The 15,770-nt window shown below is 68.2% G+C and carries 19 protein-coding genes; 15 read left to right on the top strand and 4 right to left on the bottom strand.

The features are described 5' to 3' along the window. Nucleotides 1-35 precede the first annotated feature (35 nt). The gene (prfA, locus tag AC0662_RS38845; RefSeq protein WP_452200513.1) at nucleotides 36-1,112 is read left to right on the top strand and encodes a peptide chain release factor 1; all 1,077 of its coding nucleotides are present in this window, start codon (nucleotides 36-38) and stop codon (nucleotides 1,110-1,112) included. Then, complete coding sequence (gene prmC / locus AC0662_RS38840) at nucleotides 1,109-1,936, top strand: peptide chain release factor N(5)-glutamine methyltransferase (RefSeq protein ID WP_452200515.1); 828 nt, start codon at nucleotides 1,109-1,111, stop codon at nucleotides 1,934-1,936. The genes prfA and prmC overlap by 4 nt, the downstream gene beginning before the upstream one ends. A 6-nt stretch (nucleotides 1,937-1,942) precedes the next feature. Here the strand turns inward: prmC and AC0662_RS38835 are convergent, their stop codons facing one another. The 4 genes from AC0662_RS38835 to AC0662_RS38820 form a co-directional block, all read right to left on the bottom strand. Beyond that, nucleotides 1,943-2,083, bottom strand: coding sequence for a hypothetical protein (locus tag AC0662_RS38835; RefSeq protein ID WP_452200517.1), 141 nt, complete (start codon nucleotides 2,081-2,083; stop codon nucleotides 1,943-1,945). Nucleotides 2,084-2,183: 100 nt separating this feature from the next. Beyond that, the gene (locus AC0662_RS38830; protein WP_452200519.1) at nucleotides 2,184-3,068 is read right to left on the bottom strand and encodes an endonuclease/exonuclease/phosphatase family protein; all 885 of its coding nucleotides are present in this window, start codon (nucleotides 3,066-3,068) and stop codon (nucleotides 2,184-2,186) included. After that, nucleotides 3,065-3,994 (bottom strand): hypothetical protein, encoded by a 930-nt coding sequence (locus AC0662_RS38825; RefSeq protein WP_452200521.1) that lies wholly within the window; start codon nucleotides 3,992-3,994, stop codon nucleotides 3,065-3,067. Before AC0662_RS38825 ends, AC0662_RS38830 begins: the two co-directional genes overlap by 4 nt. Before the next feature lie 45 nt (nucleotides 3,995-4,039). After that, nucleotides 4,040-5,065, bottom strand: a complete 1,026-nt coding sequence (locus AC0662_RS38820) for an adenosine deaminase (protein ID WP_452200522.1) — start codon at nucleotides 5,063-5,065, stop codon at nucleotides 4,040-4,042. Nucleotides 5,066-5,175: 110 nt separating this feature from the next. Between AC0662_RS38820 and AC0662_RS38815 the strand changes: the two genes are divergently transcribed. The 13 genes from AC0662_RS38815 to AC0662_RS38755 all read left to right on the top strand — a co-directional run bounded on the left by AC0662_RS38815 (nucleotide 5,176) and on the right by AC0662_RS38755 (nucleotide 15,763). Beyond that, nucleotides 5,176-6,018, top strand: a complete 843-nt coding sequence (locus AC0662_RS38815; protein WP_452200524.1) for an L-threonylcarbamoyladenylate synthase — start codon at nucleotides 5,176-5,178, stop codon at nucleotides 6,016-6,018. Continuing rightward, complete coding sequence (locus AC0662_RS38810) at nucleotides 6,018-7,136, top strand: glycosyltransferase family 4 protein (RefSeq protein ID WP_478306948.1); 1,119 nt, start codon at nucleotides 6,018-6,020, stop codon at nucleotides 7,134-7,136. The genes AC0662_RS38815 and AC0662_RS38810 overlap by 1 nt, the downstream gene beginning before the upstream one ends. 205 nt (nucleotides 7,137-7,341) lie before the next feature. Further along, nucleotides 7,342-7,806, top strand: coding sequence for a hypothetical protein (locus AC0662_RS38805; protein WP_478306946.1), 465 nt, complete (start codon nucleotides 7,342-7,344; stop codon nucleotides 7,804-7,806). Between the two features lie 90 nt (nucleotides 7,807-7,896). Further along, a complete protein-coding gene (locus tag AC0662_RS38800; RefSeq protein ID WP_452200530.1) occupies nucleotides 7,897-8,109 on the top strand; it encodes an AtpZ/AtpI family protein in 213 nt (70 codons plus the stop codon). A gap of 109 nt (nucleotides 8,110-8,218) precedes the next feature. Beyond that, the gene (gene atpB / locus AC0662_RS38795; RefSeq protein WP_452200532.1) at nucleotides 8,219-9,001 is read left to right on the top strand and encodes a F0F1 ATP synthase subunit A; all 783 of its coding nucleotides are present in this window, start codon (nucleotides 8,219-8,221) and stop codon (nucleotides 8,999-9,001) included. A 75-nt stretch (nucleotides 9,002-9,076) separates the two neighbouring features. Then, nucleotides 9,077-9,313: an ATP synthase F0 subunit C gene (gene atpE, locus AC0662_RS38790; protein ID WP_359929978.1), complete on the top strand. Its 237-nt coding sequence runs from the start codon at nucleotides 9,077-9,079 to the stop codon at nucleotides 9,311-9,313. A gap of 37 nt (nucleotides 9,314-9,350) precedes the next feature. Next, complete coding sequence (locus tag AC0662_RS38785) at nucleotides 9,351-9,923, top strand: F0F1 ATP synthase subunit B (RefSeq protein ID WP_478306943.1); 573 nt, start codon at nucleotides 9,351-9,353, stop codon at nucleotides 9,921-9,923. Then, entirely contained in the window at nucleotides 9,923-10,720 is a 798-nt protein-coding gene (locus tag AC0662_RS38780) for a F0F1 ATP synthase subunit delta (protein WP_478306941.1), read from the top strand. The genes AC0662_RS38785 and AC0662_RS38780 overlap by 1 nt, the downstream gene beginning before the upstream one ends. Nucleotides 10,721-10,813: 93 nt before the next feature. Further along, nucleotides 10,814-12,451: a F0F1 ATP synthase subunit alpha gene (gene atpA, locus AC0662_RS38775; protein WP_478306939.1), complete on the top strand. Its 1,638-nt coding sequence runs from the start codon at nucleotides 10,814-10,816 to the stop codon at nucleotides 12,449-12,451. A gap of 6 nt (nucleotides 12,452-12,457) precedes the next feature. Beyond that, entirely contained in the window at nucleotides 12,458-13,369 is a 912-nt protein-coding gene (locus tag AC0662_RS38770; RefSeq protein WP_478306937.1) for a F0F1 ATP synthase subunit gamma, read from the top strand. Nucleotides 13,370-13,374: 5 nt separating this feature from the next. After that, on the top strand, nucleotides 13,375-14,829 hold the full coding sequence (atpD, locus tag AC0662_RS38765) for a F0F1 ATP synthase subunit beta (RefSeq protein ID WP_452200541.1): 1,455 nt from the start codon (nucleotides 13,375-13,377) through the stop codon (nucleotides 14,827-14,829). A 1-nt stretch (nucleotide 14,830) separates the two neighbouring features. Further along, on the top strand, nucleotides 14,831-15,232 hold the full coding sequence (locus tag AC0662_RS38760; RefSeq protein WP_452200543.1) for a F0F1 ATP synthase subunit epsilon: 402 nt from the start codon (nucleotides 14,831-14,833) through the stop codon (nucleotides 15,230-15,232). Between the two features lie 99 nt (nucleotides 15,233-15,331). Beyond that, on the top strand, nucleotides 15,332-15,763 hold the full coding sequence (locus AC0662_RS38755) for a DUF2550 domain-containing protein (RefSeq protein ID WP_452200545.1): 432 nt from the start codon (nucleotides 15,332-15,334) through the stop codon (nucleotides 15,761-15,763). The last annotated feature ends 7 nt before the right edge of the window (nucleotides 15,764-15,770 follow it).

The following is a 15,770-nucleotide window of genomic DNA, read 5'->3' as shown; positions in this document are numbered from 1 at the left end:
CGTTGTCCAGAGGTTCTCGAGAGGAGGAGTGCGGCATGTTCGAGGCGGTCGAGACATTGAAGGCGGAGTACGCCGAGCTGGAGCGGCAGATGGCGGAGCCGGAGCTGCACTCCGACCAGGCCAACGCCCGCCGGGTCGGTAAGCGGTACGCCGCGCTGGCGCCGGTGGTGCGCGCGTACGACGAGTGGTTGCAGACCGGTGACGACATCGAGGCGGCGCGTGAGCTCGCGGCCGAGGACCCGGCGTTCGCCGAGGAGGCCACCAAGCTGACCGCGCGGCGCGAGGAACTGGCCGAGCGGCTGCAGACGCTGCTGGTGCCGCGGGACGCAGGAGACGACAAGGACGCGATCCTCGAGATCAAGGCGGGGGAAGGCGGCGACGAGTCCGCGCTGTTCGCCGGCGACCTGCTGAAGATGTACCTGAAGTACGCCGAGTCGCAGCACTGGAAGACCGAGGTGCTCGACTCGGCCGAGTCCGACCTCGGCGGGTACAAGTCGATCACGGTCGCGGTGAAGGCGAAAGGTACGCCGGAGCCGGGCGAGGCGCCGTACGCGAAGCTGAAGTTCGAGGGCGGCGTGCACCGGGTGCAGCGGGTTCCGGTGACCGAGTCGCAGGGCCGGATCCACACGTCCGCGGCCGGCGTACTGGTGCTGCCGGAGGCCGAGGACGTCGACGTCGAGATCGACCCGAACGACCTGCGGATCGACGTGTTCCGGTCGTCCGGTCCGGGTGGGCAGAGCGTGAACACGACCGACTCCGCGGTCCGGATCACCCACCTCCCGACCGGCATCGTGGTCTCGATGCAGAACGAGAAGTCCCAGCTGCAGAACCGTGAGCAGGCAATGCGGGTACTGCGTGCACGGCTGCTCGCGGCGGCGCAGGAGGCGGCCGACCAGGAGGCGTCGGACGCCCGGCGTTCGCAGATCCGCACCGTCGACCGCTCGGAGCGCGTCCGCACGTACAACTTCCCGGAGAACCGGTTCTCGGACCACCGCGTGGGCTACAAGGCGCACAACCTGGACCAGGTCCTCGGTGGCGAACTCGAGCCGGTCATCCAGGCCCTCACCGAAGCGGATCTCACCGCCCGCCTCGAGGCCGTCGAGTCCCAGTGAGCACGAAAGCCCTCGTCGCCGAGGCAGCGGCCCGGTTGCGGGAGGCGGGCGTCGCTTCGCCGGATTTCGACGCGGCGGAGTTGCTCGCGTTCGTCACGGGCTCCAGCCGCCTGCACCTCAGCGACCCTTCCGCCGACCAGCAAGCACGCTTTCTGGAGCTGGTCGAACGGCGAGCAGCTCGCGAGCCGTTGCAGCACCTCACCGGTACGGCGGCCTTCCGGTACCGGGAACTCGTGGTCGGCCCGGGCGTGTTCGTGCCGCGGCCGGAGACCGAGGTGATGGTCGGCTGGATCCTGGAGCGGATCGCGGGAGTCAAGGATCCGCTGGTGGTCGACCTGTGTACCGGGTCCGGCGCCATCGCGGGGGCGATCGCGACCGAGCGGCCGGACAGCACCGTGCACGCGGTCGAGTTGTCGGCGGACGCGGTCGTGTGGGCCCGCCGGAACCTGGCCGGTACCGGTGCGATCCTGCACGAGGGCGACATCGACGGCTGCCTGCCGGAGCTCGACGGGCAGGTCGACGCGGTGATCTCCAACCCGCCGTACATCCCGTTGACGGCCTGGGAGTCGGTGACGGCGGAGGTCCGCGATCACGATCCGGCGCTCGCGTTGTGGTCCGGCGACGACGGGCTCGACGAGATCAAGGTGGTCGCGGCAACGGCCGGCCGGTTGCTGACGCCGGGCGGCTGGTTCGCCTGCGAGCACGCCGATGTCCAGGGTGAGTCGGCTCCTGCCGTCTTCGCGACGACGGGTCTGTTCACCGAGGTCCGCGACAACGTGGACCTGGCCGGCCGCAACAGATTCGCGACCGGCCGCAGAGTCTGACGGTCCTTACCGCAGTACGACGTCCGCGGCGAACGCCGCCACGGCCAGCACCAGCAAGATGCCTGCGGCAACAAGATCCGCACGCCCGCCGTTCACCATCCAGTAGGCCCGAACCCGATCCATCGCGGCATACCAACCACTCGTCATCACGACACAACTTTCCTGCGAGCACCCATGGGCGGTTTTCTGTGCCCGCAGAGAGAGGTATCCCGCCGGCAACCACTTGAAACATCCGATTGCGTCAGAATCAGCCGCGGCCGAACCCTGGACGTCGTGCCGCCGCCCGCGACGGGGGCCGACCGAGCTCCTGCTCACGAATCCGGCCGACCACCGGTGGCGGTTCACGGCGGCTGATCCGGCAGCCGACGGGGTAGTGGTCGGCGCCTGGCAGGTGGAGTACTTCGGTCTTGCGCGTGACGAGGTCGGGGGTGCAGAAGAGCCGGTCGATCGACCGTCCGTCCGGAGTGGTCGCGGGTGGCGGGTCGCCGAACGCGTCGACCAGCCCCAGGCCCGCGCCGAAGAACTCCCGCGGATTCGGCATGTTCAGATCGCCCGCGACGATCGCCCGCCGCACACCCCGCGCCGCCAGCTCCTGACGCAGGTACGCCGTCATCTCGTCACCGGCCGCTCGCCCCGCGCCGTCGCGGTAGGTGTACTCGACTCCTTCGGCACTGCGGAACATGTGCACCGGGCACACCTGCCCACCCACGATGTCCACCTCACCCAACGCCCCGAAATCGCCGCGCGCGACCAGGAACCCCTTCGGATGCGGAGGAAGCGGCTGACCCGTCCGCCAGTGCAGGAAATCGATCGACGGGTCCGGCAGGTCGATCCGCGCCAGCTCCCTGATCGGGTACGCCGACGCGATGCCGACCCCGAGTTTCGCCACCCCCGGAATGTGCGCGTCCGAGAACTCCTGGCGCAGGCAGTGCGGCGTCCGTCCCGGCATCGCCGCCGCGGCGAGACGTTCGAGCTGATCGCCGGTGGGGTCCAGCTCGGTCACGATCAGCACGTCCGGTTGGAGACCGCGCAGCGCCCGCCCGAAGTCCGCCGTACGGTCGGCGTCGACGTAGGCACCGTCGTCGTCGACGAACCGGCCGCCGGCGACGTTGGCGAAGGCGATCGAGATCATTCGTAGATCACCAGTTCCGGGCGGGGTTTGAGGGCCATCACTTGCGGTGGCGTCATCAGGGCGCCTTGGCGGGCGTCCTCGGTGTAGAAGAGCTTGAAGCCGGCGTGGACGCCCGGTGGCAGTTTGGTGGTCAGCTTGGCCCACGCCTTGAGCTTGTCGGTTCGCGCGCCGATCCCGTCGACCGACTTGATCGTCACCACTCCCGGATGCGGCTTCAGCGCCTGCTCGTCGCTGACGATCCGCGTCGACAGCTGGTGGAACACGAACACCTTCTCCGGCAGGTCGTTCGCCGTCACCAGCCCCGACAGGTACGCCGCGATGCTGTCGAGTTCACCACCGGTCGTGTGCCCGAACACCCGGCCCGGCACCTGCGTCGGCCCGACGGCCCACTCGGGATCGAACGCCAGCCCGACGTCGGGTTCCTTCAGCCACCGCTCGAGCCGTTTCACCTCGGGCAGGATCTTCGCCCGCCCCGGCTGGATGTCGAGCAGCAGCAACATCTTGTGCTTCCGGGCGACCGCCAGGTACTCCTCGATCGCCGAGTCCGGCAGCCGCCCGCGGTACAGCCCGTCCTTGCCGCGCGACCCCTTCGCGACGACCGTGATCAGCTCCATCACCGGCAGCGGCGTCCGGCCGCCCGCGTACGCACGGGACAGCGTCTCCAGTTTCGCGGCCTTCGCGTCGAGGTCCTTGTCCAGCGGCCCGAGAGCCGGTGACCCGGGCAGACCGACGTACCCGACGAGTTGGTACTTCGGGAAGATCGTGCGGCCGCCGCGGGGCAGGTCGCCGTCCGCGGGTGGCGGCGGGGGAGTGGGGCTGGGGCTCGAGTGGGCAGTCGTGGGTGACGAGCTGACCGATGCGGGTTCGTTGCTGCAGGCCGTCACAGTCAGCAGTACGACGGCCAGCACCCCACAGACTTTCCGCATCGGTCCAGGGAAGCACACTCACGCAGCGGAGGCGGTGCGGGCCAGCTACACAGCGTTCGCTTCGACGTAGGTGTCGATCTCCGCGATCAGCGAGTCCTTCACCGAGTCCTCCGCGAACGACTCGCGGACCGCGGTCTTCGCCAGCTCACCAACACCGGCCGCGTCCAGGTCCAGCAGTCGCGCCGCGACGGCGTACTCGTTGGTGAGGTCGGTGCCGAACATCGGCGGGTCGTCGGAGTTGATCGTGACCACCAGGCCGGCGTCGACCATCGCGCGCAGCGGGTGCACGTCGTACGACTCGACCGCGCGGGTGGCGATGTTCGACGTCGGGCTCACCTCGAGCGGGATCCGGTGCTCACCGAGGTAGTCGACCAGCGCGGGGTCCTGCATGGTCGACGTACCGTGGCCGATCCGCTCGGCCTTCAGCACCTGCAGCGCGTCCCAGATCGTCTGCGGGCCGGTCGTCTCGCCCGCGTGCGGCAGGCTGTGCAGGCCGGCCGCGACCGCCGCCTCGAAGTGCGGCTGGAACTGCGGCCGTGGTACGCCGATCTCCGGGCCGCCGAGCCCGAACCCGATCAGCCCGTCCGGACGGATCTTCGTTGCGATCCGCAACGTCTCGTCGGCGGCCGGGAGCCCCGCCTCGCCGGAGATGTCGAAGATCCACCGCAGGACCAGGCCGAACTCCTTCTCGGCCGCGACCCGGGCGTCCTCGATCGCCTCGCAGAACGCTTCCGCCGCGATCCCGCGCACCACCGAGGTGTACGGCGTGACGGTCAGCTCGGCGTACCGCAGGTTCTGCTGCTCGGACATCTCGCGGGCGATCTCGTAGGTCAGCAGCCGGACGTCCCCGGGCGTCTTGATCAGCTCGACGACGGACAGGTAGATGTCGATGAAGTGGGCGAAGTCGCTGAACTTGAAGTACTCCGTCAACGCGGCCGGGTCGGCCGGCACCGGCGACCCCGGGTGCCGGGCGGCGAGCTCGGCGACGATCCGCGGCGACGCGGACCCGACGTGGTGGACATGCAACTCGGCCTTCGGCAGCCCGGCGAGAAACTCACGGCTCACAGTCATGGTCCGGATCCTAAGGAGAACGGCCGGTCGTCGGCTCGGAAGCTGACAATTGGGTGTCAGAGTTCATCCCGGTTGGAGTCCGGGGCCGCGTGAGTGGCACGATTCACTCCGTGAGTGAGCGCTTCGATTTCACCGGGGACGAACTGGCACCGGCGTACCGCGCAGCGGTGGACGCCATCGAGGCCGGAGACCTGGTCGTGCTGCCGACCGACACCGTCTACGGGATCGCCGCCGACGCCTTCAAGGCCGACGCCGTGCAGCGGCTGCTGGACGCCAAGGGCAGGGGCCGCGACATGCCGCCGCCGGTGCTGATCTCGGTGGTCGAGTCGCTGGACGCGCTCGCCACCGACGTCCCGGACAACGGGCGCAAGCTCTGCCAGGAGTTCTGGCCGGGGCCGCTCACCGTGATCTGCCATGCGCAGTCGTCCCTGATGTGGGACCTGGGCGAGACCCAGGGCACCGTCGCGCTCCGGGTGCCGGACCACGAGAACACCCGCGAGCTGCTGTCCCGCACCGGACCGCTCGCGGTCAGCTCCGCGAACAAGTCCGGCCAGCCGGCCGCTCTCGACGTGTACGACGCCGAGGAGCAGCTCGGCGAGTCGGTCGCGGTGTACCTGGACGGCGCGGCGGTGACCGGGGGAGAGCCGTCGACGATCGTCGACATCACCGGCGACACCCCACGCGTGGTGCGCGTCGGCGCACTCTCCGTCGAACAACTCCGCGCGATCGTCCCCGAAGTCGCCACCGAGGACGACAAGCCGGCGGCCGAGCAGCCGGCCGACGAAGCAAAGCCCGCCGAAGAGCAGCCCGCCGAAGAGCCGAAGCCGACTGAAGAGCCGAAGGCAACTGAAGCGGATGAGAAGCCGGTTGACGAGAAGCCAACTGATGAGCCGGTCGAAGCGTCCAAGAAGGACGAGGAGAAGACCGACCCAGATGTGAGGCCTGCGGACTAGTGCGCGAGTACCTGCTGGTCCTGTTCGTGGCGATGGCCATGACCTTCCTGCTGACCGGCGTGGCCCGGCAGATCGCGCTGCGGTACGGCGCGGTCGCCAAGGTCCGGGCCCGGGACGTGCACAAGGTACCGATCCCGTACTTCGGCGGCCTGTCGATCCTCGGCGGCCTGATCGCCGGTTTCGCGGTCGCCTCCAGCCTGCCGTTCCTCGGCAACAGCTTGCAGGTCGCGCACGACGCCCGGGCGATCCTGGTCGGTGGCCTGGTGATCTGCGCCGTCGGCGTGGTCGACGACCTGTACGAGCTGGACGCGATCACCAAGCTGGCCGGTGAGGTGCTCGCGGTCGGCGTACTCGTTGTCCAAGGCATCCAGTTGTACTGGTTGCCGTTGCCCGGTGGCGTGATCTCGCCGTCCCCGGCGCAACTCGCGGTACTCACCGCGGGCATCATGCTGGTGTCCTGCAACGCGGTGAACTTCGTCGACGGCCTGGACGGTCTGGCGGCCGGTGTGACCGCGATCGGCGCGACCGCGTTCTTCATCTACTGCTATCTGCTGAACGTCCACGAGAACCTCGACCGCGCGACCACGTCGACGCTGATCACGGTCGCGCTGGCCGGTGCCTGTCTTGGTTTCCTGCCGCACAACTTCTTCCCTGCCAGGGTTTTCATGGGTGACTCGGGCGCGTTGCTGATCGGCCTGATGCTGGCCGCGTCGACGATCAGCCTGACCGGCCAGATGGACCCGAACGCGGTGCCGTACGAGGTCGGCGGCTCCAGCCTGCTGCCCGCACTGCTCCCGCTGGTACTCCCGATCGCCATCCTCGCGATCCCCGCGCTGGACCTGACGCTGGCCTACATCCGGCGTACCAAGGCCGGCCGGTCGCCGTTCGCGGCCGACAAGCAGCATCTGCACCACCGGCTCATGCAACGCGGCCACTCGCACCGCCGCGCAGTCCTCCTGATGTACCTGTGGACCGCCCTGATCGCGTACGGCGTCGTGGTCCTCGGCCTGGTCCTGTACTGGTGGACCGCCCTCATCGTGTTCGCCGTCGCGGTGATCGCGGTGCTGCTCACGACCGGTCTCCCGCGGCGTTCCCGGAAACCGCTCGCCAAAGTCTGATCCCCGCTGGGAGGGACCAGACCACCCGTCCGCGTGGCCTACCGATAAGGTGTGCCTGTACAGCGGGAGGGGACTCTCGTTTTGCTGACGGTGCAGACTTTGTGCTAGTTTTCACAAGCACCAGCAAAGAACCGCGACACCCCTGACCCCGCCCACCCGACGCGCTGGCCGCGAGACCAGTTCGCCTGCAGGACGGAACCACCAGATGGCTCCTTCGGCCAACAGCCCGAAACCCGCCGGACAAGCGACCAAGCACCCGGCGCTGGCGATGTTGCGTGGCGCTCTCGTCGCCGCGCTGGTGGTTGGGGTCAACGCGACCGCGGTGTCCACGGTCGCCGCCGGTCTGCCCGGTCTCTGGGGCGCGTTGCTCGGCCTCCTGATCGTGATCGTCTTCTCCGGCGTGGGTCTGCTCGCGCTGCACCTGTCCCGCAAGACCAGCCCGACCATGCAGCTCGCCGTCGCGATGGCCAGCTACACCGGGCGGATCGCGGTCTTCGGCGGTCTGCTCGCGGTCGCGCTGAGTTCGGACGCCCTGGCCAGGCACGTGAATCTGACCGTGCTCGGCCTGGTCGCGATGGTGGTCGTGATGGGCTGGATGGCCGGCGAGATCTGGGCCTGGTCCCGGCTCCGGGTGCCGATCTACGACCTCGACAAGGAGGTGACGGCGTGAGCACCATCGGTAACGATTCGCCTGCTGTGGTGGAGATTACGGGGGCCGATGTGACCGCCGATGTCGCCAACTGGTACGTTTCGATTGCCAATGAGCGAGCATCAGGATCCGAAGCCATCACCCGGAGGGGGCGACGGCTGGCGGGTCCTGTCCTACTTGATCGGCGGTGTCGCGGTGTACGGCGGCATCGGGTTCTTGTTGGATCGCCTCTTCGGCACCCAGTTCCTGGTGCTGGTGGGCATCGTGATCGGTGCCGGCCTCACCATCTTGCTGTTGCACTTCCGGTACGGGTCGCGGTCCTGACCACAGGTCTGATCCTTACCGGGTCTGACGTTGTTGACCGCCATGCCCTGAGCCGCCCTGCCCTTTGCCACAAGGCGTCCGACTTGAGCACGACGCGAGAGGAGACCCGGTGACCGCCGGCGTTCCGACCGAGTTCATCGCACCCGGTCCACAGAGCTTCAACACCCCGCCGATCATCGACGGTGTGGACTGGTTCACCAAGCCCGTCCTGATCAGCGCGCTGACCGTCGTCGTCATCGTCTGGTTCTACTGGGGTGCGTCCCGCAAGGCCGCGATCGTCCCGACCAGGCTGCAGTTCGCCGGCGAGCTCGGGTACAACTTCGTGCGCAACTCGATCGCCCGGGACGCGATCGGCAGCCAGGAGTACATGAAGTACGTGCCGTACCTGTGCGGCCTCTTCTACTTCATCCTGCTGAACAACGTGGCCGCGACCGTCCCGCTGCTGCAGTTCCCGACCTTCAGCCACATCGGCTGGGCGTACGTGGCCGCGATCATGACCTGGGTCATCTACAACGCGGTCGGGATCCGCAAGCACGGCGCCTGGGGCTACTTCAAGCACCAGACGATGCCGGCCGGTGTGCCCGTCTGGCTGATGCCGCTGATGATCCCGATCGAGTTCATCTCGAACATCCTGGTGCGCCCGGTCTCGCTGAGCCTGCGGCTATTCGCCAACATGTTCGCCGGCCACATCCTGCTGCTGGTGTTCGTCCTCGGCGCCGAGTACATGGTGTTCGAGTCCGGCAGCATCGCGCTCGGCGGCGTCGGCGTCCTCACCTTCCTGATGGGCCTCGCGATCGCCGGACTGGAGCTGTTCGTCCAGTGCATCCAGGCCTACATCTTCGTGGTGCTGACCGCGCAGTACATCGGCAGCGCCATCGCCGACGACCACTGATCCGCAGTACCCCCACAGACCCGCAGCAACGGAAACCCGGATAGCCCCTATCCGTACCGAAAGGAAACACCGCAAATGAGCAACATCGCTCTCGCAATCACCGGCAACATCGCCGTCCTGGGCTACGGCCTCGCCGCGATCGGCCCGGGCGTCGGCGTTGGTCTGATCTTCGCGGCGGTCATCAACGGCACCGCGCGGCAGCCGGAGGCCCAGAGCAAGCTGCAGTCGATCGCGTGGATCGGCTTCGGCGTCACCGAGGTTCTGGCCATCATCGGTATCGCGCTGGCGTTCGTGTTCAAGGCCGGCGCCTGATCCACCCCTTTTCCAGACTGACTGACAGGACACGGACATGATGACGATGGTGCTCCCTCTGGCTGAGGCGGCCGGCGAGGACGTCAACCCGCTGATCCCGCACACCGCCGAGATCATCTTCGGCTTCGTCTTCCTGGTCCTGCTGGCCATCGCCTTCGCCAAGGTCGTCGTACCGAAGTTCGAGAAGGCGTACGCCGATCGGACCGCGGCGATCGAAGGCGGGATGAACGAGGCCAAGCAGGCCCAGGCCGAGGCGAAGGCGGCTTTGGAGAAGTACAACGCGCAGCTGGCCGAGGCCCGGCAGGAGGCTGCGAAGATCCGCGAGGACGCCCGCGAGCAGGGTGCCCAGATCATCGCGGAGATGCGTGAGCAGGCGAACGTCGAGGCCGAGCGGATCGTCACCCACGCGCGGACCCAGATCGACGCGGAGCGGACCCAGGCGGTCGCTTCGCTGCGCGGCGAGGTCGGCGCGATGGCGACCACGCTGGCCGGCCGGATCGTCGGTGAGTCGCTCGAGGACGAGGCCCGGCAGCGCCGGACCGTCGAGCGCTTCCTGGCCGATCTGGAGGCCTCGGAGTCCGCTCGTCAGGCTGTCGGAACGGACGGCTGATGCGCGGCGCGTCGAACGAGTCACTCGCCCGGGCCGAACAGGCCCTGGCGAGTGCGAGCCCGGCCGAGGCGCTGGGCGGCGAGCTGTTCTCGATCGCCAAGTTGCTGGACGGCAGCGGCGCGCTCCGGCGGGCCCTGACCGACCCGGCCCGGCCGGCGGCGTCCAAGATCGCACTGGCCGAGCAGTTGTTCGGCGGCAAGATCTCCCCCCAGGCGCTGGAGATCCTGTCCGCCGCGGTGGCCGGTCGCTGGGTCAGCGGCCGGGACCTGGGCGACGCCCTGGACCAGCTGAGCGTCGAGGCCGAGGTGGCCTACGCCGACAGCCGGCGCAAGCTGGACGAGGTCGAGGACGAGCTGTTCCGGCTCGACCGGGTGGTCGCCGTCGAGCGGACGCTGGCCGACAAGCTCGGTGACCGGAGCATCCCGGTCGAGCACCGGCAGGAACTCATCCGTGGACTGCTGCAGGGCAAGGCCGATACCAGTACGGTGCGACTCGCCGAGCAGGCCGTGGACGGCCGGGGCCGCGCGTTCGCGACCTCGATGCGGGCCTTCCAGGTCGCCACGGCGAACCGGCGGAACGCCAGCATCGCGACCGTGCGGGTGGCCACCGACCTGACCGAGGCGGAGCGCACCCGCCTCGCGACGGCGCTCGGACAGCAGTACGGCCGGGAGATCCAGCTGAACGTGATCGTCGACCCGAGCGTGGTCGGCGGCGTCCGGGTGGACATCGGCGACGAAGTGATCGACGGAACCATCGCGGCCAGGCTCGACGACGCGCAACGGCGCATCGCGGGCTGAACGCCCCTTAACGACATAAGCGGCGCTAAGGGTCGCCGAAAGCCTCTTAGAGCCACAACAGGCCAGCAAGGGTCAAAGGAAGCAGGAAACACAATGGCTGAGCTCACGATCAGGCCGGAGGAGATCCGGGACGCCCTGGATCGGTTCGTCACCGAGTACCAACCGGCCGACACCACCGCCGAAGAGGTCGGCACCGTGGTCGACGCGGGTGACGGGATCGCGCACGTCGAGGGCCTGCCCTCGGCGATGACCAACGAGCTGCTCGAGTTCGAGGACGGCACCCGCGGGATCGCGCTGAACCTCGACGTCCGCACCATCGGTGTCGTCGTACTCGGTGAGTTCGACGGGATCGAGGAGGGCCAGCAGGTCCGCCGGACCGGTCAGGTCCTGTCGGTGCCGGTCGGCGAGGGCTACCTGGGTCGCGTCATCGACCCGATGGGCAAGCCGATCGACGGTCTCGGCGAGATCACCGACCTCGAGGGCGACCGCCCGCTCGAGCTCCAGGCGGCCGGCGTGATGGACCGCCAGGAGGTCCGCGAGCCGCTGCAGACCGGTATCAAGGCCATCGACGGGATGATCCCGGTCGGCCGTGGCCAGCGCCAGCTGATCATCGGCGACCGCAAGACCGGCAAGACCGCGATCGCGATCGACACGATCATCAACCAGAAGGCCAACTGGGATTCCGGTGACCCGAAGAAGCAGGTCCGCTGCATCTACGTGGCGATCGGCCAGAAGGGTTCCACCATCGCGTCCGTCCGCGGCGCGCTGGAGGAGGCCGGCGCGATGGAGTACACCACCATCGTCGCCTCCCCGGCGTCCGACCCGGCCGGCTTCAAGTACGTCGCGCCGTACACCGGCTCGGCGATCGGCCAGCACTGGATGTACCAGGGCAAGCACGTCCTGATCGTCTTCGACGACCTGAGCAAGCAGGCCGAGGCGTACCGCGCCATGTCGCTGCTGCTGCGCCGCCCGCCGGGCCGTGAGGCCTACCCGGGTGACGTCTTCTACCTGCACAGCCGCCTGCTCGAGCGTTGCGCGAAGCTGTCCGACGAGCTCGGCGCCGGCTCGATGACGGGTCTGCCGGTCATCGAGACCAAGGCGAACGACGTCTCGGCGTTCATCCCGACCAACGTCATCTCGATCACCGACGGCCAGATCTTCCTGCAGTCGGACCTGTTCAACGCCAACATCCGCCCGGCCATCGACGTCGGTATCTCGGTGTCCCGCGTCGGTGGTGCCGCGCAGGTCAAGGGCATGAAGAAGGTCTCCGGCTCGCTGAAGCTGGACCTGGCCCAGTTCCGCGCGATGGAGGCGTTCGCGATGTTCGCCTCCGACCTCGACGCCACGTCGCGCCGGCAGCTGGACCGCGGTCAGCGTCTGGTCGAGCTGCTCCGTCAGCCGCAGTACTCGCCGTACCCGGTCGAGGACCAGACGGTCTCGATCTGGGCGGGTACGAACGGCAAGTTCGACGACGTCCCGGTGAACGACGTGCTCCGGTTCGAGCGCGACTTCCTGGACTTCCTGAAGCGCGAGAGCAAGGTTCTCGACGCGATCCGGGAGTCCGGCCAGTTCGGTGACGACGAGGCGGCGGCCGTGACCGACGCGCTGGACAAGTTCAAGCCGACGTTCCAGACCTCCGACGGCAACCTGCTCGGTACCGAGGCTCCGGCCGAGGCGATGTCCGAGGCAGACGTCGACCAGGAGCAGATCGTCAAGCAGAAGCGGGGCTGATCCACCGTGCCAGCCAACCTGCGGGAGCTTCGCGATCGGAAGGCCTCGGTCACGACGATCAAGAAGCTCACCCGCGCGATGGAGCTGATCGCGGCGTCCCGGATCGTCAAGGCGCAGCAACGCGCCCAGGCGGCCGGTCCGTACGCGCGTGAGCTCACCCGTGCGGTGTCGGCGGTGGCGACGTTCTCGAACGTCGACCACCCGCTGACCACCGAGAAGCCGAACCCGAGGCGGGCGGCGGTGCTGCTGATCACCTCCGACCGCGGCCAGGCCGGCGCGTACTCGTCCAACGTGATCCGTGAGGGCGAGCGGCTGAACCAGCTGCTCCGCGAGGACGAGAAGGAGATCGTCCCGTTCCTGAGCGGTCGCAAGGGCGTGGCGTACTACACCTTCCGCCAGCGCGAGGTCGCGCAGTCGTGGACCGGTGACTCCGACAACCCGAGCTTCGCCCGGGCCCGGGAGATCGCCGACGCGCTGATCGAGGCCTTCCTGACCCCGACCGAGGAGGGCGGCGTGGACGAGATCCACATCGTCTTCACCCGGTTCGTGTCGATGCTGACCCAGCGCGCGGACGTCATCCGGCTGCTGCCGCTGGAGGTCGTCGAGGGCGAGGAGCCGCCGGCCGCGGACGACGTACTGCCGCTGTACGAGTTCGAGCCGTCCGCCGAGGACGTGCTGGACGGGCTGCTGCCCAAGTACGTCGCCAGCCGGATCCACTACTGCATGCTGCAGGCGGCGGCGTCGGAGCTGGCCAACCGGCAGCGCGCGATGAAGTCCGCGACCGACAACGCGCAGGACCTGATCGAGAGCCTGACCCGGGACCTGAACCAGGCCCGCCAGGCGCAAATTACCCAGGAAATCAGCGAGATCGTCGGTGGCGCCAGCGCGCTGGCCGACGCGACCGCCGGGAGCGAGTGAGAGAGATGACTGCCACGGTTACCGAGAAGAACAACGAGGCCGGCGCCCCGGGCGTCGGTCGCGTCGCCCGGGTGATCGGCCCGGTCGTCGACGTCGAGTTCGCGGCCGACGAGATGCCCGAGATGTACAACGCTCTCGAGGTCGACCTGACCATCGGCGAGCTGACCCAGACGATCACCCTCGAGGTCGCGCTGCACGTCGGCGACAACATCGTCCGGGCGATCTCGATGAAGCCGACCGACGGTCTGGTCCGGGGCGCCGAGGTGCGCGACACCGGCGCCGCGATCTCCGTCCCGGTCGGTGACGTCACCAAGGGCCGCGTGTGGTCCGTGACCGGCAAGTGCCTGAACCAGGACGAGTCCGAGTTCGAGATCGCCGAGCGCTGGCCGATCCACCGCAAGGCGCCGGCCTTCGACCAGCTCGAGTCCAAGACCGAGATGCTCGAGACCGGTATCAAGGTCCTCGACCTGCTCACGCCGTACGTGCAGGGCGGCAAGATCGGCCTGTTCGGCGGTGCGGGCGTCGGCAAGACCGTCATGATCCAGGAGATGATCTACCGGATCGCCCACAACTTCGGTGGTACGTCGGTGTTCGCGGGCGTCGGTGAGCGCACCCGTGAGGGCAACGACCTCATCAACGAGATGGAAGAGGCCGGCGTCTTCAAGGACACGGCGCTGGTGTTCGGCCAGATGGACGAGCCGCCGGGCACGCGTCTTCGCGTCGCGCTGTCGGCGCTGACGATGGCGGAGTACTTCCGCGACGTCAAGGAGCAGGACGTCCTGCTCTTCATCGACAACATCTTCCGGTTCACGCAGGCCGGTTCCGAGGTCTCCACGCTGCTCGGCCGGATGCCGTCGGCCGTTGGTTACCAGCCGAACCTGGCCGACGAGATGGGCGTTCTGCAGGAGCGGATCACGTCGACGCGCGGTCACTCGATCACCTCGATGCAGGCGATCTACGTGCCCGCCGACGACTACACCGACCCGGCGCCGGCCACCACGTTCGCGCACCTGGACGCGACCACCGAGCTGTCGCGTGACATCGCGTCGCGTGGTCTGTACCCGGCCGTCGACCCGCTGACCTCCACGTCGCGGATCCTCGACCCGCAGTACATCGGCCAGGAGCACTACGACGTGGCCGTCCGGGTGAAGCAGATCCTGCAGAAGAACAAGGAACTGCAGGACATCATCGCCATCCTCGGTGTCGACGAGCTCTCCGAAGAGGACAAGATCACCGTCGCGCGGGCGCGCCGGATCGAGCAGTTCCTCTCGCAGAACACCTACATGGCGGAGAAGTTCACCAACATCGCCGGTTCCACGGTGCCGCTGAAGGACACGATCGAGTCCTTCAAGAAGATCACCGAGGGCGAGTGCGACCACATCGCCGAGCAGGCGTTCTTCAACGTCGGATCGCTGGACGACGTCGAGCGCAAGTGGGCCGAGCTGCAGAAGGAAAACTGAGATGGCCGAGGACACGGGTAAACACCTCGAGGTCGCGCTGGTCGCGGCCGAGCGGACCGTGTGGCAGGGCCAGGCCAAGATCGTGATCGCCCGGACCACGGACGGTGACGTCGGCATCCTGCCCGGCCACGCGCCGCTGCTGGGCCTGTTGCAGGGCGGCACCGTCCAGGTGCGGACCGTCGACGACGAGTACTTCGTCGCGGCCGCGCCGGACGGGTTCATCTCGGTGGCGAACGACCGGGTCTCGATCCTGGCCGAGAACGCCGAGATGGGTCACGACATCGACCTCGAAGAGGCTCGGCGCGAGCTCGAGCAGGCGATGGCGGCCGGCCTGGCCGACGCCGACGCCGACGAGGTACGACTCGCCGAGGCCCGGGTACGGGCCGCCGAGCAGACGTCCTGACCCGACCTGCCATAATCGAATATCGTCACTGACAGTACGGTTCTCCGGCGGTGCCCGGAGTAGCACCCGAATTGGCACCGGAAATGGGGTCGGCAAGGTATGAGGACAGTCCTCGATGTCGTCGGGGTCTGTCTGGCTGCCGCCGTACTGTTCATCGTGCTTGTCGCGTTCCGCCGTCGCTGGTTGTCCAGGGACGGCGGAACTTTTGATTGCAGCCTCCAGCTCGCCGAGAAGGAGCACGGCCGTGGCTGGGCCCTCGGCCTGGCCCGGTACGTCGGCGACGACCTGCAGTGGTTCCGGGTCTTCAGCCTCGCCTGGTGGCCGAAGCTGTCGGTGAACCGCCGCCAGCTCGAGAGCGTCACCACCCGGCGCCCGATGGGGAACGAGCCCCTCGTCACGTACGCGGGTCACGTCATCGTCGACGCGAAGATCAGCGACCGCACGGTCCATTTCGCGATGACCGAAGAGGCGCTCACCGGCGTCCTCGCCTGGATGGAGTCGGCTCCACCCAGCACGCAGACCTACCTCTGAAGCCGCC

It is taken from the genome of Kribbella sp. NPDC043289, assembly GCF_056436705.1.
This window is presented reverse-complemented; position numbering and strand designations above follow the sequence as displayed.